This window comes from Paenibacillus intestini, assembly GCF_030803945.1.
Classification (GTDB): domain Bacteria; phylum Bacillota; class Bacilli; order Paenibacillales; family Paenibacillaceae; genus Paenibacillus; species Paenibacillus polysaccharolyticus.
This window is the reverse complement of sequence record NZ_JAURUN010000005.1, coordinates 366,628-384,819: the sequence shown is the minus strand read 5'-3', so window position 1 is coordinate 384,819 and position 18,192 is coordinate 366,628. Positions and strand designations below refer to the sequence as shown.

The following is an 18,192-nucleotide window of genomic DNA, read 5'->3' as shown; positions in this document are numbered from 1 at the left end:
TGCTGGCAACTAAATATAAGGGTTGCGCTCGTTGCGGGACTTAACCCAACATCTCACGACACGAGCTGACGACAACCATGCACCACCTGTCTCAACTTTCCCCGAAGGGCACCTAACGCATCTCTGCCTCGTTAGTTGGATGTCAAGACCTGGTAAGGTTCTTCGCGTTGCTTCGAATTAAACCACATACTCCACTGCTTGTGCGGGTCCCCGTCAATTCCTTTGAGTTTCAGTCTTGCGACCGTACTCCCCAGGCGGAGTGCTTAATGTGTTAACTTCGGCACCAAGGGTATCGAAACCCCTAACACCTAGCACTCATCGTTTACGGCGTGGACTACCAGGGTATCTAATCCTGTTTGCTCCCCACGCTTTCGCGCCTCAGCGTCAGTTACAGCCCAGAGAGTCGCCTTCGCCACTGGTGTTCCTCCACATCTCTACGCATTTCACCGCTACACGTGGAATTCCACTCTCCTCTTCTGCACTCAAGTCACGCAGTTTCCAGTGCGATCCGGGGTTGAGCCCCGGGATTAAACACCAGACTTACATGACCGCCTGCGCGCGCTTTACGCCCAATAATTCCGGACAACGCTTGCCCCCTACGTATTACCGCGGCTGCTGGCACGTAGTTAGCCGGGGCTTTCTTCTCAGGTACCGTCACCTTGAGAGCAGTTACTCTCCCAAGCGTTCTTCCCTGGCAACAGAGCTTTACGATCCGAAAACCTTCATCACTCACGCGGCATTGCTCCGTCAGGCTTTCGCCCATTGCGGAAGATTCCCTACTGCTGCCTCCCGTAGGAGTCTGGGCCGTGTCTCAGTCCCAGTGTGGCCGATCACCCTCTCAGGTCGGCTACGCATCGTCGCCTTGGTGAGCCGTTACCTCACCAACTAGCTAATGCGCCGCAGGCCCATCCCCAAGTGACAGATTGCTCCGTCTTTCCAGTTCTCTTCAGGCGAAGAAAACAAGTATTCGGTATTAGCTACCGTTTCCGGTAGTTGTCCCAAGCTTGAGGGCAGGTTGCCTACGTGTTACTCACCCGTCCGCCGCTAACCATCAGAGAAGCAAGCTTCTCTTCAAGTCCGCTCGACTTGCATGTATTAGGCATGCCGCCAGCGTTCGTCCTGAGCCAGGATCAAACTCTCCAATAAAGTTATTGAAAAGAGCGATAAGCTCATTTTGAATCTGACGAGATTAAAAATCTCATTTGTGTTCCAGTTTTCATACAGCCATATGGCATGTACCAAAAACCTTCACGTCATTCTGCAAGCAGAATGTTTACTCACTCGTTGTTCAGTTTTCAAAGATCAAACACATTCAGTCACCGTCACTCATTCGCTTCAGTAACTTTTATATCATATCATTTCCGAACCAACTTTGCAAGCACTTTTTTTAAGTTTCTTTCGAAGCTTGTTTTTATTGGCTTGCCGCACCGTCTTAACTGTGTTTTCTTGGCCGGAATTAGAATATACCATGTAGAGAATTTTAATGCAAGTGTTTTTTCTAATTTCTTTTATTACTTAACACTAAACTATAGTTGGACTCATTTGATAACGAATATACTCATAAACGTTAATCTTTTAACTACCATATTAAAAAAAGACCCTCTCGTTATGAGAAGGTCTTCACATTACAAATCCAACTATGCTTCTAACCTAATACTTCTTGAATATATAACTGTCTTTGTTGCATCAAATTAATAATCGATCCTTCTACAGATACCATTGGCCGAGTAGGATGATCTCGATCTGAGAAAATAATTTCCCCAATCTGGTTATTACTCAGTTTCACTCGTATTCCGTTATGAATCTGGGTGGAGCGTTGCACAAACATATTCACAACAGAAGGTTCCAGTTTACCAAACGCCTCACTTTGAATTTGTTCTAGAACCAGATATGGAGATTGAGCCTTACGATAAATCTTCTCTAGGGTCATTGCATGGAAAATATCTGCGATAGCTACGATTTTGGCATAGATATGAATCTGTGTCCCGGTAAGTTGCAAGGGATAACCCGATCCATCCACTTTTTCGTGATGCTGCAGTGCTGCAAGTCTTGCACCTTCATTGATGGCCTTAGCCTGTTTAAGAATCTGATAACCATACTTGGTGTGTTGCCTGATCTCCTCTTGCTCCTCCGCTGTCAGAGAAGAAGGTTTATGGAGAATCTGCGGATCAACCTTGTTATTACCGATATCATGGAACAATCCAGCAAAGGCAACCTGCATCCAGTCCTTGGAGGGGAGATCGATCCACTGAGCCAGTTGATAGGATGTGATCGCGCTTAGCACAGCATGGTGATATACATAATCATGCTCTTTCATATTGCGTGGACTGAAGGTAAGCACATTATATTGTTTGAGATGTATGAACAAAGCCTCTAGCTGTGTCCGTAACTCATAAACGGGCAATTCAGCAGCTAATGAGGAGAGAAACGCGTTTTTAGTCAACGTAACCATTTTCTCGTATTCATCCTGAAGTGTAATAACTGGGGCTGAAACTATTGTACTTGTCCGTTCCCCATTCTTCTCTGCGACGGCTGTTCCTAATGCTCCGCTGGGTCCAGTTACTCCTTTTGAACCTCCACTGCTAGTTCCTGTCCTCTCTTGTTCGATGTCCACCTGATGAATCAAAAACGCCCTGAGGACTTCCATATCTTTAGGTAAAATAATTTTACCCTTTTGAAGCAACACATTGCCACGTGACGTCTGCACATCACTTCCCAATTTTAGTCCTGGTTTGACTTCTGACAGGGTAATTAATCCCATACCGATTCCCCTCACTCATCGTTCTTCTTAAGATGATGACAATACAAGACCATAGTCCCGGTTTCTCATGTTATTTCCCATTATATTACTCAGAAAACAGGCTGTACATCCTAGATTTTTAAGCTTCCATTATTTCTTCTGTACATATCAAAAAGGCCCCCATAAAGGGAGCCCTTCGTATCCTGTTTCAAGTTTCTTAACGATTCAATAAAACAAGATACCTATGTTATTCTTCCGAACCTGAATCATCATCTTGAACATCAGCTTCTGCTTCAGACGCCATGCCTTCTTCCAGATTTAACTCTGTATCAGAGGACGCCCCAGATTCTGTTGCTTCATCGTTTTCTTCATCTGGTTCTTCTTCATTTTTATCAATTCGGCTTACGGTAGCTACAGCGTCTTCCTCACGAATATGGATTAGCTTCACACCCTGAGTATAGCGACCCATGGTTGAGATGCCATCCATGCTCATCCGAATTAGTGTACCACTGGATGTGATAATCATCAGATCCTCTTCTGTTTTAACCATTTTGAGGCTGACAACAGCACCGTTCTTCTCGGTAACATTGATCGTCTTGATTCCTTTACCACCACGAGTTTGCATCCGGTAATCACTAACTGGGGTCCGTTTACCGTACCCTTTGGCTGTGACAATCAAAACATCCAGATCAGCATCTACGACGTCCATACCGATAACCGCATCTTGATCGTCAAGCGTGATACCCTTAACCCCGGTAGCACTACGTCCCATAGAACGTACATTACCCTCCGAGAAACGAATAGACATTCCATGAGCTGTACCCATGATAATCTCTTGTTGCCCATCCGTCAGCTTCACATCAATCAGGCTGTCATCATCACGCAAGGAGATCCCGATAAGTCCGCCTTTGCGAATGTTCGTGTAATCTTCAAGCGGCGTTTTCTTCACTACACCCTGACGTGTTGCAAAGAATAGATACTTATCGCTCTCGAATTCCTGTACTGGAATAACCGCATTGACAGACTCCCCTTGCTCAATCTGAATCAGGTTGATAATTGGTGTCCCACGCGCTGTACGTCCAAGCTCTGGAATCTCATAAGCTTTCAGGCGATATACTTTACCTTTATCCGTGAAGAACATCAGGTAATTGTGAGAGTTGGTAACAAAAAGATGCTCGACAAAGTCGGTATCCTTTGTATCCATCCCTACAACACCGCGTCCTCCGCGTTTTTGGCTACGGTAGGTAGATACAGGCAGACGTTTAACGTAACCTGTGTGGGTAATCGTGATGATTACTTCTTCACGTGGAATCAGATCCTCATCCAGAATACTTTCTTCTCCAACCGTGATCTCGGTACGGCGATCGTCACCAAAACGCTCACGAATTTCCTGAAGCTCTGTACTGATAATCTCAAGTACAAGATGTTCATTAGCCAAAATTTCGCGATACTCGCGGATTTTGACCATCAATTCGTTGTACTCGTTCTCGATCCGTTCACGTTCCAAACCTGTCAGACGTTGCAAACGCATATCCAGAATAGCTTGCGCCTGGTCATGGCTGAGTGAGAAACGCTCAATCAAACCTTCTCTAGCGGCATCTGTATTGCTTGATGAACGAATCAACGTAATGATCTCGTCGATGTGATCCAATGCAATACGCAAACCTTCCAGAATGTGAGCACGAGCTTCGGCTTTTCTCAATTCGAATTGTGTACGGCGACGAATAACCTCAATCTGGTGCTGCAAATAGTGATATAACACTTCACGCAGATTCAGAATCTTTGGTTCTTTATTGACGATCGCAAGCATGTTAATACCGAATGTGGACTGCATCGAAGTGTGCTTGTACAAATTGTTCAGCACAACACCAGGATTGACGTCCCTGCGAAGCTCAATCACAACCCGCATACCATTACGGTCAGATTCATCACGCAGATCGGTTATGCCATCGATCTTTTTGTCACGTACCAGTTCAGCAATTTTCTCTACGAGTCTTGCTTTGTTCACCTGGTACGGAAGCTCTGTAACGACGATACGAGCTTTGTTATTGTTCTCTTCGATATTGGTTCTGGCACGCATCGTTACCGATCCGCGTCCAGTCTGGTAAGCCTGACGAATACCTGAACGTCCCAGAATATAACCAGATGTAGGGAAGTCTGGACCTTGGATATAATCCATCAGTTCCATGGACGTAATGTCTGGATTTTTAATCATGGCCTGTACGCCGTCAATAACCTCTCCCAGATTATGAGGAGGAATGTTGGTAGCCATACCTACGGCGATCCCGCCAACTCCATTGACAAGCAAGTTAGGAAAACGAGCAGGGAGAACAATAGGTTCATTTTCTTCGCCATCATAGTTTGGTTGGAAGTCAATGGTGTCCTTGTTGATATCTCTGAGCATTTCCATCGCAATCTTGGACAAACGTGCCTCGGTATAACGCATCGCTGCAGCCATATCACCATCGACTGATCCGAAGTTACCGTGTCCATCGACATGCATGTAACGCAGGGAGAAGTCCTGTGCCATCCGTACCATCGTCTCGTAAACGGCAGAGTCACCGTGCGGGTGATACTTACCGATAACTTCGCCGACGATTCTGGCTGATTTTTTATGTGGTTTATCAGGTGTCATGCCAAGCTCCGACATTGCATACAGAATGCGCCGGTGAACCGGCTTCAATCCATCACGCACATCTGGCAGGGCACGGCTCACTATGATGCTCATCGCATAATCCATAAACGATTCACGCATCTCGACGCCAATATCCCGATCTTTAATCTGCGAGTTCATTTCTTCCGCCATGCTGGACCTCCTTCTTGTCCTTCAACAAACGTTCCAAATCAATCATTTCCAGAAAATTAATATATGTGAAAAGCCTAACAAGGCTAAAACCGCGCAAGAACGCTACTCTTTATTATATTACTTTCACAAAAGTTACACAATTAAACGTCCGCTGGGCAATAGCCTTTCTTCCAGGAACTTGAGCGTGTCTGGGGGTTCGCCCTGCCTTCCTCTGCAATTGCACATACAATGCTAGAAAAGCGGCATATGTACTGTCCAATCAAGGCTAGATCCGTTCCCACGTGGCCATCAAACTGCAATTTTATCGGCTGACAGCACAAAACGCCATATTCCTCTATTATACCACTGAAATCATCTCTTGTCCTTTGATTTTCTGCATAATGTCCCTCAGCACAACGGATCAAAACAAGAAAGGACTGATGCACATGAGCATCCAGCGTGTCTCCAGCAAATGGACTAAAACAGCAATTTTGCAACGCAGTCGTCATGTCAATGAATATATACCGGTGACCCGAAAATATAGCTCGCAAACACTAGAACGAATGACCGAGTTATTCCCAGCCAATTTTATTAAGCCCGACAGGGGAACTTACGGTAATGGGGTGATGAGGGTAAGGACAGTTCACACCACAATCACAGTCCCTCGTTCTGCAGACTCAACTGCCGAATCCATAAACGATGAAGTATCTGACGAATCCACCTCACCCGAATCAGTAGAATCAGAGCCTACTCCTCCGACCATGTCCAATCTTACGACCTATCATCTGCAACATGGAACTGAAGAGCGAGTCTTTCATTCGCTCACAGAACTTGAGAACGCATTGAACGAACGTATTCAGAAACGTGACTATATCATTCAACAGGGTATTCCACTAATGACACATGAGGGATTACCTTTTGACCTGCGCGTATTAACCCAGAAGAATCCACAGCACAGCTGGGAAACGACAGGTATTCTCGGACGGGTTGCTGCGCCAGGAAAAATCATTACCAATATCCACGGAGGCGGCCGTCTGGCCACCTTTGAAGAACTTGTACTCCCGCAACTCAAAAGGGAAGGATATCAAAAGCTTAAGCATGAATTGCACCGCCTCGGTATCCATACTGCTGTCCAATTGCAAAGCTCTTTTCCCAGACTCAAAGAAATTGGAATTGATATCGCTTTGGATGATCATGGGCGTCCCTGGATTCTGGAGGTCAACACACTGCCCGGCATCTATGCATTTGGTCTGCTTCCCGATAAAGAGGCTTACCGCAAAATCAAACGTTATGCCATTGCTTACGGACGCTTACCCTCCAAAAAAGGCAAAGCGAAAAAAACAACCTCTAAGGCTTCCAAAGCCCAGGCTTCCGCAATCAAACGACGGACTGCCAGGTAAATAAGCGCATATCACTCATAATATAAAAAAAGGCGCCCTCACAGGCGCCTCTTCGCAACTCGTTAAATATCGAGGTTTTTCACGTATTTTGCATTCTCCTGGATGAAGTCACGACGAGGTTCGACGTTATCCCCCATCAAGGTGTCAAACATGGCATCCGCGAGCATCGCATCGCTGATCGATACTTGCAACATTGTCCGGCTCTCCGGGTCCATCGTGGTTTCCCACAATTGTCCCGCATTCATCTCGCCAAGACCTTTGTACCGCTGGATGTTGAACTTGACGTTCTCACCCAATGAAGCAATAATCTCGTCACGCTCTTTCTCGGAGCCTGCATAACGAATGACTTTGTTACGCTCAATCTTGAACAGTGGTGGCTGTGCAATATATACATAACCCGCCTCAATGATTTTGCGCATATACCGATACAAGAATGTCAGCAACAGTGTACGGATATGGGCACCATCGACATCGGCATCGGTCATCAGAATGATTTTGTGATAACGTGCTTTGGAGATGTCAAAATCGTCGCCGATCCCTGTTCCCATCGCAGTGATGATCGCACGAATCTCGGCATTACCCAGGATACGGTCAAGACGTGCCTTTTCCACGTTCAGGATCTTACCACGAAGCGGCAAAATAGCCTGGAAGTGACGGTCACGACCCTGTTTGGCTGAACCGCCGGCAGAGTCACCCTCGACGATGTACAATTCACTGATGGACGCATCTTTGGATGAACAGTCCGCCAGCTTACCCGGCAGGGAGCTGACTTCAAGCGCGCCTTTACGGCGTGTCAGTTCACGAGCTTTACGAGCCGCTTCACGGGCACGCGCAGCCTGCAATCCTTTTTCCAAAATACGACGGGATACGGAAGGATTCTCTTCCAAGAACTCCTGCAGCTTCTCTGCAAACAAAGACTCCACAATACCACGTACTTCACTGTTTCCGAGCTTTGTTTTTGTTTGTCCTTCGAATTGCGGTTCCGGAATTTTGACCGAAATAATGGCCGTCAGACCTTCACGCACATCGTCACCAGACAGATTGCCGGTACTATCCTTGATTACACCAGCCTTACGGGCATAGTCATTAATAATCCGGGTGAGTGCACTCTTAAAGCCTGACTCGTGCGTTCCGCCCTCATGGGTGTTGATGTTATTCGCAAAAGAATAAATATTCTCGGTGTAATTGTCATTGTATTGCAGTGCAACCTCCACCTGAATGTTATCCCGTGAACCTTCAACATAGATCGGATTCTCATGCAACACTTCACGCTTTTGATTCAAGAAGGATACATACTCAATGATCCCGCCTTCGTACATGAAGGAGTTAGTTACACCTGTACGCTCATCTGTCAGAGTCAGACCGATTCCTTTGTTCAGGAACGCCAGCTCACGGACACGTGTAAGCAATGTTTCGTAATCATATACCAAAGTTTCTGTAAAAATCTCCGGATCGGGATGGAACGTCACAGTTGTTCCCGTCTCGTCGGTTGTGCCGATCACTTTGAGATCATATTGCGGAGCACCGCGGCGGTATTCCTGTTGATGGATATGACCATCCCGTTTTACAGTGACGACTACTTTTTCAGAAAGTGCGTTAACAACGGATACACCTACACCGTGCAAACCACCGGATACCTTGTACCCGCCTCCACCGAATTTACCCCCTGCATGAAGAACAGTCATAACGACTTCCAGAGCTGGACGTTTCATTTTGGCATGTTCGCCAACTGGAATACCCCGTCCATTATCCACAACGGTTACACTGTTGTCTTCATGGATGTTGATCTCGATATGATCACAGTAACCCGCCAGCGCTTCATCGATACTGTTGTCCACTACTTCCCAGACCAGATGATGCAAACCTTTGGCACTGGTGGAACCGATGTACATCCCCGGACGTTTACGTACGGCTTCCAGTCCTTCAAGGACCTGAATTTCATTCGCATCATATGACGGTTGATTCATAGACATGCCTTTCACCTACTTCTATAGATTCAATATCTTGAATATGCGTTAACTTAAGAATATTAGCAGACAAAGAAATTCTCTCTTGAATATCCGCTATAAATCAGGAAAATGGTGCGCACGCTTCTTGAGCGTTGCGGAGGAAATCGGTGAGTAATACACAATGTTTTTCGTCACCACGATAGACTTTGCTTCCTCTTCGCCGATATGTTCGACCGTTTTTTCCTGTTCGGCATGTGTAACATACTGCTTGGATATTTTTGAGGATTTCTCGATCGATATATCAAAAATAGCAACCAACTCAGAAGAACGGATGATTTTTTCACCGCCCAGATGAATGTACATAAGCCCTCACCCCTTAGCGTTCCACCTGTCCGGCATGAACGTGATAGATACTAGCGTCTTTAAGCTTGTCAACGTTCAGGCTCTCGATTCCCGTAGCGGTAATAAAAGTCTGTACCTTGCTTTGGAATGTTTCGATCAGCTGGGTCTGACGAAAAGGATCAAGTTCGGATAATACGTCATCCAGCAACAGAACCGGATATTCCCCGATCTCTTCATGAATCAGTTCAATCTCCGCAAGCTTAAGAGACAACGCTGTTGTGCGTTGCTGCCCCTGAGAGCCATACGTTTGTACTTCCCGTTCGTTAATGAAAAAGGACAGGTCATCCCGATGTGGCCCACTCAGCGTTGTGCCCCGGCGAATCTCCTGCTCTTTCATTTGTGATAATTTTATCATAAATTGCTCCATTAAGACAGCTTCATCTTCCTCAGCGGCTTCGCTGAAGGAGGGAAGGTAGGCCAGACGCAGAACTTCTCCACCTCCAGTAATCCCCTGATGGATCGTTTCTGCCCACTTTTGAAGTTTCTTTATGAATTGTTTCCTTTTTTTGACGATTTTAACACCGTGCTCTGCAAGCTGTTCGTTCCAGATCTCCAGCATCGCTTGAGCTGAATCCCCTTTTCCCCACAGTTGCTTGAGTAGATTATTCCGTTGCATCAGCACTTTCTGATACTGCTGCAGATGATAGAGATAACCTGGAGCCACCTGCCCGATCTCCATGTCAAGGAACCGGCGGCGAACCCCCGGTGTGCCTTTGACAATCTCCAGATCCTCGGGGGCAAACATCACCACATTGAGAGAGCCGACAAAATCGCTTAATTTACGTTGCTCCAGACCGTTAATCTTTGCCTTTTTCCCTTGCTGTGATAAGGACAGCTCCAGCTTAACTGCTCCGTATTTTTTGTCGACCTCGGCGGTGAGCCTTGACCGCTCTTCCCCAAAACGGATCAGTTCCTTATCTCGGGAGGTGCGGTGGCTCTTGGTGAGTGCCAGCACAAAAATAGCCTCGGCCAGATTGGTCTTGCCTTGGGCATTTTGTCCAATCAACAGATTGACGGGTCCAAATGATTCCAGCTTCAGATGCTCATAATTGCGGAATTGCTGCAACTCTATGCTGTTTACAAACACGCGTTAACCTCCCTTTTATCCCGTCCGTCAGGAGGCAGCAGGATTGCACCTTGGTCTTTTACTCCGCAACCACTTCGAACGTGCCTTCTCCGTCTACCTCTACGATATCCCCAGGGTATAACTTCCGTCCACGGCGTTCCTCAGCCTCTTTATTCACACGAACAAGCCCTTCTTGGAGGAGGGCTTTTGCCATACCTCCAGTAGGGATGCAGTCTGCTAGTTTCAAAAATTGGTCAAGCTTAATATATTCCGTTCGAATCGATACTTGCTTCATCGTGTTATCTTCCTTTCGTTAATTGGTCGTCCGGTAAGGCAGGATGACGTATAGGCTCTGACTGTCGTCGAGCGGTTTCAAGATAATGGGACTCATGACACCCGTAAAGGCAATCATCAGTTGCTCACTCTCCACCACTTTCAGCACATCCAGCATGTATTTGGAGTTAAACGAGATCTTGAGCGGTTCACCCGAAAATTCAGCCGGCTCAATCTCTTCTCTTACTTTACCAAGCTCAGAGGAGCTGGAGGATATTTCAATCGTGCCGGAGTCCATCGTCTGCATGCGCACAATGTTTGTTTTTTCCTCACGCGACAGCAAATAAGCCCGGTCAATCGATTCACTTAATTTTTTTGTGTCCAAAACAAGTTCTGTTTTGTATGACGTTGGAATAATTCTAGAAGTATCCGGATATGTTCCGTCCAAAATACGGGAGTAGAAAAGTACACGGTCAATTTTAAACAACACCTGATTATCTGCGACAACGATATCCACAAGCGTGTTCTGGTCGGGAACGATTTTACTCAGCTCGTTTAGTGTTTTACCGGAAATGACGACGTTGTTGAAACGGATACCCTCTGCATTATCCAGCATTGCCGCACGTGTAGCAAGACGGTGACGGTCCGTTGCCACAAATTTCAACTCGTTATCACCAAGACTCCAGAGTACACCTGTCAGAATAGGTGTCGTTTCATGGGTGGAAATGGAGAACACGGTCTGTTTAATCATATTTTTCAGCAAATCTCCAGGAATGGAGACCGTTTGGTTCTCTTCAATGCTTGGCAGTACCGGGAACTCTTCCGGGTCCAGACCTACCAGTTGAATCTCCGTTGCACCTGCCGAAATAAAAGTGTTGAAGTTTTCTTTGACTTCCATATGCACTTCCTGCGAAGGCAACTTTTTGATGATCTCTACGAAAAATTTGGCTGGCAGAACAACGCTACCCGGTTGTTCTACTTGCACCACACTTTTGTCTCCCTCTTCAAGTGGGATAAATGACTGAATGGAGATATCTGTGTCACTTGCTGTCAACGTTACACCTTGGTGATTCACGTCGAATTTGATACCGCTCAGAATGGGGATCGTCGTACGACTTGAGATCGCTTTGGATACTTGTTGAATGGATTCGTTAAGATAACTTTTCATTATGCTGATTTTCATGGTTTCACTCCTAGCGGATTTGTTAGATGTTTTTTGGTTTTGTTTTGGTCTTAAAAAGGTGTTTATCGAAAGGCCGAAGGCCGTGCTTTGCAACGGCTTTTTGGAGAAGATATCTTTAGATCTTTATAGTAATAATAGTAATAGGGGCACTGAATATGTGGATAAGTAGGATTAAACCCATAAAATTAAGCCTATCCACATGTGTACACGTTGTGCATAGGCTTGGGACTTGTTCAGGTTGGATTCTTAATTTTTTCGGTTAAGTTGTTGATAACTTTATAGAGATCTTGATCGTTCTTGATCGCTTGAGAGATTTTTTCATGGGCATGAATGACCGTGGTATGATCTCGTCCTCCAAAAGCCTCCCCGATTTTGGGCAGAGAAAAGTCTGTCAGTTCACGAGAGAGATACATAGCGATCTGTCTAGGAAAAGCAACAGCTTTTGTCCGTTTCCGTGCTTTGAAATCTTCAAGCTTGAGGCTGTAGTATTCGCCGACCTTTTGTTGGATGTCTTGAATCGTGATCATTTTGGGACGGCTGGAAGGAATAATATCCTTCAGTGCTTCAGCGGCCAGATGAGAACTAACGTCCTGATTGGTCAGTGAAGAGTAAGCAACGACACGAATGAGTGCTCCTTCGAGCTCCCGGATGTTGGTGTCGATCTGGTTCGCGATGTACATCATCGCTTCATTTGGAATATCCAGATTCTCCGCACGCGCTTTTTTACGCAAAATCGCAATCCGCGTCTCCAGATCCGGAGGCTGAATATCCGTAATTAACCCCCACTCAAACCGGGAGCGTAGCCGCTCCTCCAGGGTTGGAATTTCCTTCGGTGGTCTATCGCTGGAGATAATGATCTGCTTCCGTTCCTCATGCAGCGCATTAAACGTATGGAAAAATTCCTCTTGTGTTGATTCTTTCCCGGCCAGGAACTGAATATCATCAATAAGCAGAATATCTACACTCCGGTACTTGTTCCGAAAGCTTTCCCCGCGATTATCACGGATGGAGTTGATGAACTCATTCGTGAATTTCTCAGATGACAAATAAACCACCTTGCTACTCGGATTATGCTCCAAAATATAATGTCCGATGGCATGCATCAGGTGGGTTTTGCCCAGTCCTACGCCTCCATATAGAAAAAGAGGATTGTAGGCTTTGGCAGGCGCTTCAGCGACCGCCAGCGATGCGGCATGGGCAAAACGGTTCCCCGGTCCAATGACAAAGGTGTCGAACGTATATTTAGGATTCAGCATGCTGAGCACGGCTTCTTCCTGAACGACTGTCGGCGTCGGCGCCGGCAACTGCGGATCTGGTTCTACAGGTTTGTTCTCCTCGATGACAAATTTCACATCGACCTGTTTGCCAAGCAGTTCATAGACCGTCGAACCAACCAGTTTGGTGTAACGGCTCTCCAGCCATTCGACGGCAAACGTAGTTGGGGCGGAGATGACGATCGTCCGATCGTTCAGCTTGGTGGCCTTGGTTGCTTTGAACCAGGTGTCGAAGCTGGGTTTGCTGAGTTTATTTTGTATGATTGATAAGATTTGCTGCCATAAATCAGAAGTATGGCTGTCCACAGACTGTCACTCCTTTTACATGTTCCAAGTGTGGCTTAAGCCATGATGCAGTGTCGAAATACGAGATATATTGCCGAATTTATCCCCAAACTCCCACAGGTCAAAAACAAAAAAAGAAGGAACAACGGAAAATTGTTCACAACTTTATCCACAGGCTGTTGATAATATTATGGGTCAGATCACATATTCACATCCAAAAGTAATACAATCATAGCAAAAGAAGCCCCGCATTTCAACGTATGGCGAGATTTTATCCACAAATTCAATAACTTGTGTATAATTTTTAGTCACAACACAATATATTGTTTATAAATTGTTTAATTTTCGACAGCATGACCTAAAGTACAAAAAACTTTTATACACAGGATATCCGTCGAAAGATGATAAATGATGTGCAAAAGTCGACTTGCGATGTGAATAACTTCACTGTGGATAAACTGAAAGTGAATTGAAGTGAGTAAGTGGAAAAATGAGAAGAATAGTAATTAGTCCTTTTCAACCTCATGAGGTGCTATGTCGTAAAAAGGTGAGGTTTTGGATTGCTGAATGCTCATAAAGTGACTAAAAAGGGATGGCTGATTACATCAAAAGTGACCATGAGGAAATGATTGAGGTAAACCACAAGTATGGATGTGTTCATGGGTAGAGACAAAATGACATCAAAAAGAGGGAGACCCCGCAGCCGTTTTATGGCTGCGGGGTCTCCCTCTACTTATATATGAAGCATAGACATTTTGCGTTGGAATTCTGCAATGTCTGCATATTCCTCTTCAAGTTTACGTGAAATGCGAATGTAAATCGGCAGCAGCTCCTGATAGAGGGAGGCATGTTCTTTGACTGGCGTATGCCGGTGAGTTGTGCCTATCATTGAGGAAACCTCTTCAAGAGACTTGATTCGTCCCGTAGCATACAGGCCTAGAACAACAGCACCGAGGCATGAACTTTCAAAGCTCTCAGGCACAACGACTTCCTGATTAAAGATGTCGGACATCATCTGCCGCCACAACGGCGATCGTGAAAACCCACCCGTCGCTTGAATTGAGGTGGGTTGCCCGATCTGTTCCTCCATGGCAAGCAGAACGGTATAGAGGTTGAAAATAACCCCTTCAAGTACTGCACGAATCATGTGCTCTTTCTTATGATGGAGGGTCAGTCCAAAAAAAGAGCCACGGGCATCTGGGTTCCAGAGTGGAGCACGTTCGCCCGAGAGGTACGGATGGAACAGCAACCCTTCGGAGCCGGGTGGAACACGTTCTGCAATTTTGGTCAGTACATCGTAGGAGTTGATGCCGAGGCGTTTCGCTGTTTCCACTTCCGACGCGGCGAACTCATCCCGTACCCAGCGGAACAGCATTCCACCGTTATTCACAGGCCCACCTACAACCCATAGTTTTTCCGTCAGGGCATAACAGAAGGTACGGCCTTTCGGATCGGTCACAGGGCGATCAACGACAGTACGAATGGCTCCACTCGTTCCGATGGTTGCGGCGACTATGCCCGGTTTGATGGCGTTAACGCCAAGGTTGGACAGCACCCCATCACTTGCGCCGATTACAAAAGGCGTGGAGGGGGAAAGAGCCATTTTTTCAGCCCATTCAGGATGCATTCCCTCTATTGTATAAGTCGTCGGTACAAGCTTCGATAGATGATTCGGTGTGATCCCTGCGATATCCAGTGCTTCCTGATCCCAGTCCAGTTGCTCTAGATTCAGCAGTCCCGTACACGAAGCGATGGAATGATCGACGATATATTGCCCAAATAGACGGAAGAAAAGGTACTCTTTGATCGAAATAAACTTTGCCGTGCGTTCGAATAGTTCTGGCTCGTCATGACGAAGCCACATCAATTTGGTCAGAGGTGACATCGGATGAATGGGGGTGCCTGTGCGTAGATAGACTTGATGACCGACACCATTTTCTTGCAGCTTGGCGGACCAAGCTGCGCTTCGATTATCAGCCCAGGTGATGCAGCGCGTTAGCGGATGATCGTTCTGATCCATGGCGATGACACTGTGCATGGCTGAACTGCAGGATACAAAGAGAATCTGGTTAGCGGAGACTCCGCTCTGGGTCATCACGCCGTGTACAGATCGGATGGCTGCCTGCACAATTTCATCCGGGTCTTGTTCTGCAACATCCGGAGCTGGTGTGTAGAGCGGATATTCCTGAGTGGAGGTCGTGATCACCTCGCCTTGCTCTGTGAATAACACGGATTTAGTGCTGGTTGTTCCAATATCGATTCCAATCATATAATTGGTCATTCGTTCGTCCTTCTTTCGATTTTTTATATGAGAAAAAGGATGTTAGCGTCCAATCACACCACTGTACTTAGTAGCAAAATAAAGATCAATCCAACCACAGAAAGTAGTGTTTCCATAACAGTCCACGTCTTGAGTGTCTGAGCAACACTCATATTAAAGAACTCCTTAATCATCCAGAAGCCTGCATCATTAACATGGGAAAGTACAAGGGAGCCTGCCCCCGTGGCAAGTACAACCAGCTCAATGTTAGCTCCTGGTGTAAGAGCGAGTACTGGAGCAACAATACCAGCAGCTGTAGTCATCGCAACCGTAGCTGAACCAGTAGCGACACGAATCAGTGCAGCTACAAGCCAGGCAAACAAAATGACATTAATGTGTGCATTTGTGGCGAATTCTGCAATGGCATTACCAACGCCGCTGTTAATCAGCACCTGTTTGAAGGCACCGCCGCCTCCAATAATGAGAATAATGGTAGCTGTTGGGGCCAGACATTCACTGGTGAAGCGTGAAAGTTCATGTTTGGTGAATCCGCGGGCAAAACCGAGTGAAAAGAGGGCAAAGACAACAGAGATCAACAAAGCAATAATCTCATTGCCGATAAACTCACTAAAGACGGTAAACCCACTTGTTGCATCAGGATCAACGATGTTTGCAATGGAGCCAATCAGCATCAGGATGACGGGCAACAGAATCGTAAACAATGTAATGCCAAATCCGGGCAAATGAATGTTTTTCTTAGACGAGAACTGTTCAGCGAGTTCAGCTGGTGGTTCGGTGTGAATTCTTTTGCCGATAAATTTACCGAATACCGGTCCAGCAATAATCGCAGTAGGGATGCCTATAATTAAAGAGTACAGAATCGTTTTTCCCAGATCCGCATTGAAGGCTTCAATGGCAATCATCGGTGCCGGATGTGGTGGAACAAGCCCATGAACTGTGGAGAGACCAGCCAAAATAGGAATACCGATCTGAAGCAGGGACATATTGGTTTTGCGGGCTACCGTGAAGATGATCGGAATCATTAGAATGACACCGACTTCAAAGAAAACAGGAATACCTACAATGAATCCAACAATCATCATAGCCCAGTGCACACGTTTCACACCGAATCGGTCAACAAGAGTCGTCGCAATCTGCTCGGCACCGCCAGATTCAGCCATCATTTTACCAAGCATGGTACCAAGTCCGATGACGATAGCGATCGTGCCTAAAGTACCGCCAAGTCCGCCCGTAATGGAGGAAATGACGTCAGCTGGCTTCATACCTGCAAGCAAACCAAGCATTAATGCAGATAATAAAAGGGTGATAAAGGGGTTCCATTTATATTTGGAGATTAAGAGGATCAGGAAGATGATGGCGATCAACGTCCAGATCAGCAATGTAGCATTATGGGATAATCCGAAAATCGTGCTCATGATGTAATTACTCCTTTGTCTTGGGATAAACGCTTACAATGAAAGCAGTGATAAAAAAATTAGCATCTTGATGATCTGATAACAATGTAATGAAGCAAACTACCCTTATCATGTCCGAAAAATGAAAATACCGCATTTTGTATACTTGTCGACAAGTTATGTGGCAATCATTCACGTCCTTGACGCTGGATTGATTGCCAACTCTATGGTCACTCATAAGAAAATCTGTACGCAACGCTTTCGGTTCTAACAAATAGCAAGATTTCTAACATCGATATGCTGTAAGAAATCAAGTTCAAAATTCAAAGCTTTCGTGTAACGTTTGGCCAGAGTCTTTAAAATATGTGCGTACCCCGTGCTGGATCAGAGCTTTGTCCCCTGATTCCAGAGCAGTTGCAAGGGAGCGGTGTTTTTCAATTACAGCACTTACTTTGGACTCACCTTGGGCAAATACTCTGCGCGTAGTAAGTAGCATGACCGTCATCACAACATATCTGATGCTCTTCCACAGGTGTGAGATACGGGAATGGGAGGCTGCCTCGACAATGGCCTCGTGAAACGTAAGATCCTGATAAGCAAATTCGACAGCATCTTGATGTTTGCCAGCGAGTTGCATTTTGTCAATGATATTGCTCAGCTGCGTGATTAGCGCTGGAGGCACATCTGCCGCTAGCCGTTGCTGTACAAAGCTTTCAATGAGAAAACGTACATCATACAGTTCTTCGACATCCTTCATATTGAGGCCCAGGATGACAACACCCATTCGTTCAAGCCGAATCAGCCCTTCATTTGACAACGTTCTCAATGCTTCGCGAACAGGCGAGCGACTGCTGTCAAAATCAGCAGCAATTCGATTTTCCGACAAAATTTCCCCAGGCCGAAGGGTTCCGTTGATGATTCTCAGCCTTAATTCGCAAGCTATGGCCTCACCGCGAGATGCTCCTTGAAGCCAGGAAGATGGAAATTGCATATGGCTAACGCTCCTAAATTAAGTAATTCGTACGTTAGAATCATAACACAATGTGCTACACCTCAGAATTCGATCAATTGTCGAAAAGTCAAAATTAATGAATGTACACACAAGAGTTGATGTGTACTGTTATCGTATCGCAATTCGATCTAGTGCCGATTGCATGCGA

At 46.0% G+C, this 18,192-nt stretch carries 12 protein-coding genes and 1 rRNA gene; 1 reads left to right on the top strand and 12 read right to left on the bottom strand.

The genetic code is table 11. The features are described 5' to 3' along the window. The 3 genes from J2T16_RS16740 to gyrA form a co-directional block, all read right to left on the bottom strand. Positions 1-1,146, bottom strand: a 16S ribosomal RNA gene (locus J2T16_RS16740); the annotation flags it as partial. A 499-nt stretch (positions 1,147-1,645) separates the two neighbouring features. Next, positions 1,646-2,761: an HD domain-containing phosphohydrolase gene (locus J2T16_RS16735; RefSeq protein WP_154960408.1), complete on the bottom strand. Its 1,116-nt coding sequence runs from the start codon at positions 2,759-2,761 to the stop codon at positions 1,646-1,648. A 226-nt stretch (positions 2,762-2,987) separates the two neighbouring features. Beyond that, positions 2,988-5,546, bottom strand: coding sequence for a DNA gyrase subunit A (gene gyrA / locus J2T16_RS16730; RefSeq protein ID WP_154960409.1), 2,559 nt, complete (start codon positions 5,544-5,546; stop codon positions 2,988-2,990). Positions 5,547-5,971: 425 nt separating this feature from the next. On the opposite strand from gyrA, the gene J2T16_RS16725 reads away from it, so the two are divergent. After that, a complete protein-coding gene (locus J2T16_RS16725; RefSeq protein ID WP_221787676.1) occupies positions 5,972-6,925 on the top strand; it encodes a YheC/YheD family protein in 954 nt (317 codons plus the stop codon). Positions 6,926-6,987: 62 nt separating this feature from the next. Here J2T16_RS16725 and gyrB read toward each other — a convergent pair whose 3' ends face one another. The 9 genes from gyrB to J2T16_RS16680 form a co-directional block, all read right to left on the bottom strand. Further along, on the bottom strand, positions 6,988-8,898 hold the full coding sequence (gene gyrB / locus J2T16_RS16720; RefSeq protein WP_154889614.1) for a DNA topoisomerase (ATP-hydrolyzing) subunit B: 1,911 nt from the start codon (positions 8,896-8,898) through the stop codon (positions 6,988-6,990). Positions 8,899-8,988: 90 nt separating this feature from the next. Beyond that, positions 8,989-9,237 (bottom strand): extracellular matrix regulator RemB, encoded by a 249-nt coding sequence (remB, locus tag J2T16_RS16715; protein WP_090923610.1) that lies wholly within the window; start codon positions 9,235-9,237, stop codon positions 8,989-8,991. A 13-nt stretch (positions 9,238-9,250) separates the two neighbouring features. Next, positions 9,251-10,363: a DNA replication/repair protein RecF gene (gene recF, locus J2T16_RS16710; RefSeq protein WP_221787674.1), complete on the bottom strand. Its 1,113-nt coding sequence runs from the start codon at positions 10,361-10,363 to the stop codon at positions 9,251-9,253. A gap of 58 nt (positions 10,364-10,421) precedes the next feature. Next, a complete protein-coding gene (yaaA, locus tag J2T16_RS16705) occupies positions 10,422-10,637 on the bottom strand; it encodes a S4 domain-containing protein YaaA (RefSeq protein WP_090923608.1) in 216 nt (71 codons plus the stop codon). An 18-nt stretch (positions 10,638-10,655) separates the two neighbouring features. Then, a complete protein-coding gene (gene dnaN / locus J2T16_RS16700) occupies positions 10,656-11,798 on the bottom strand; it encodes a DNA polymerase III subunit beta (RefSeq protein ID WP_090923607.1) in 1,143 nt (380 codons plus the stop codon). Between the two features lie 233 nt (positions 11,799-12,031). Beyond that, positions 12,032-13,378: a chromosomal replication initiator protein DnaA gene (gene dnaA / locus J2T16_RS16695; RefSeq protein ID WP_336121482.1), complete on the bottom strand. Its 1,347-nt coding sequence runs from the start codon at positions 13,376-13,378 to the stop codon at positions 12,032-12,034. Positions 13,379-14,090: 712 nt separating this feature from the next. Continuing rightward, positions 14,091-15,638 carry a gluconokinase gene (gene gntK / locus J2T16_RS16690; RefSeq protein ID WP_336121483.1) on the bottom strand — a complete coding sequence of 516 codons (1,548 nt, stop codon included), beginning with the start codon at positions 15,636-15,638 and terminating at the stop codon, positions 14,091-14,093. Between the two features lie 53 nt (positions 15,639-15,691). Next, positions 15,692-17,053: a GntT/GntP/DsdX family permease gene (locus J2T16_RS16685; protein ID WP_336121484.1), complete on the bottom strand. Its 1,362-nt coding sequence runs from the start codon at positions 17,051-17,053 to the stop codon at positions 15,692-15,694. A 295-nt stretch (positions 17,054-17,348) separates the two neighbouring features. Beyond that, positions 17,349-18,023, bottom strand: a complete 675-nt coding sequence (locus J2T16_RS16680) for a GntR family transcriptional regulator (RefSeq protein ID WP_336121485.1) — start codon at positions 18,021-18,023, stop codon at positions 17,349-17,351. Positions 18,024-18,192: the final 169 nt, after the last annotated feature.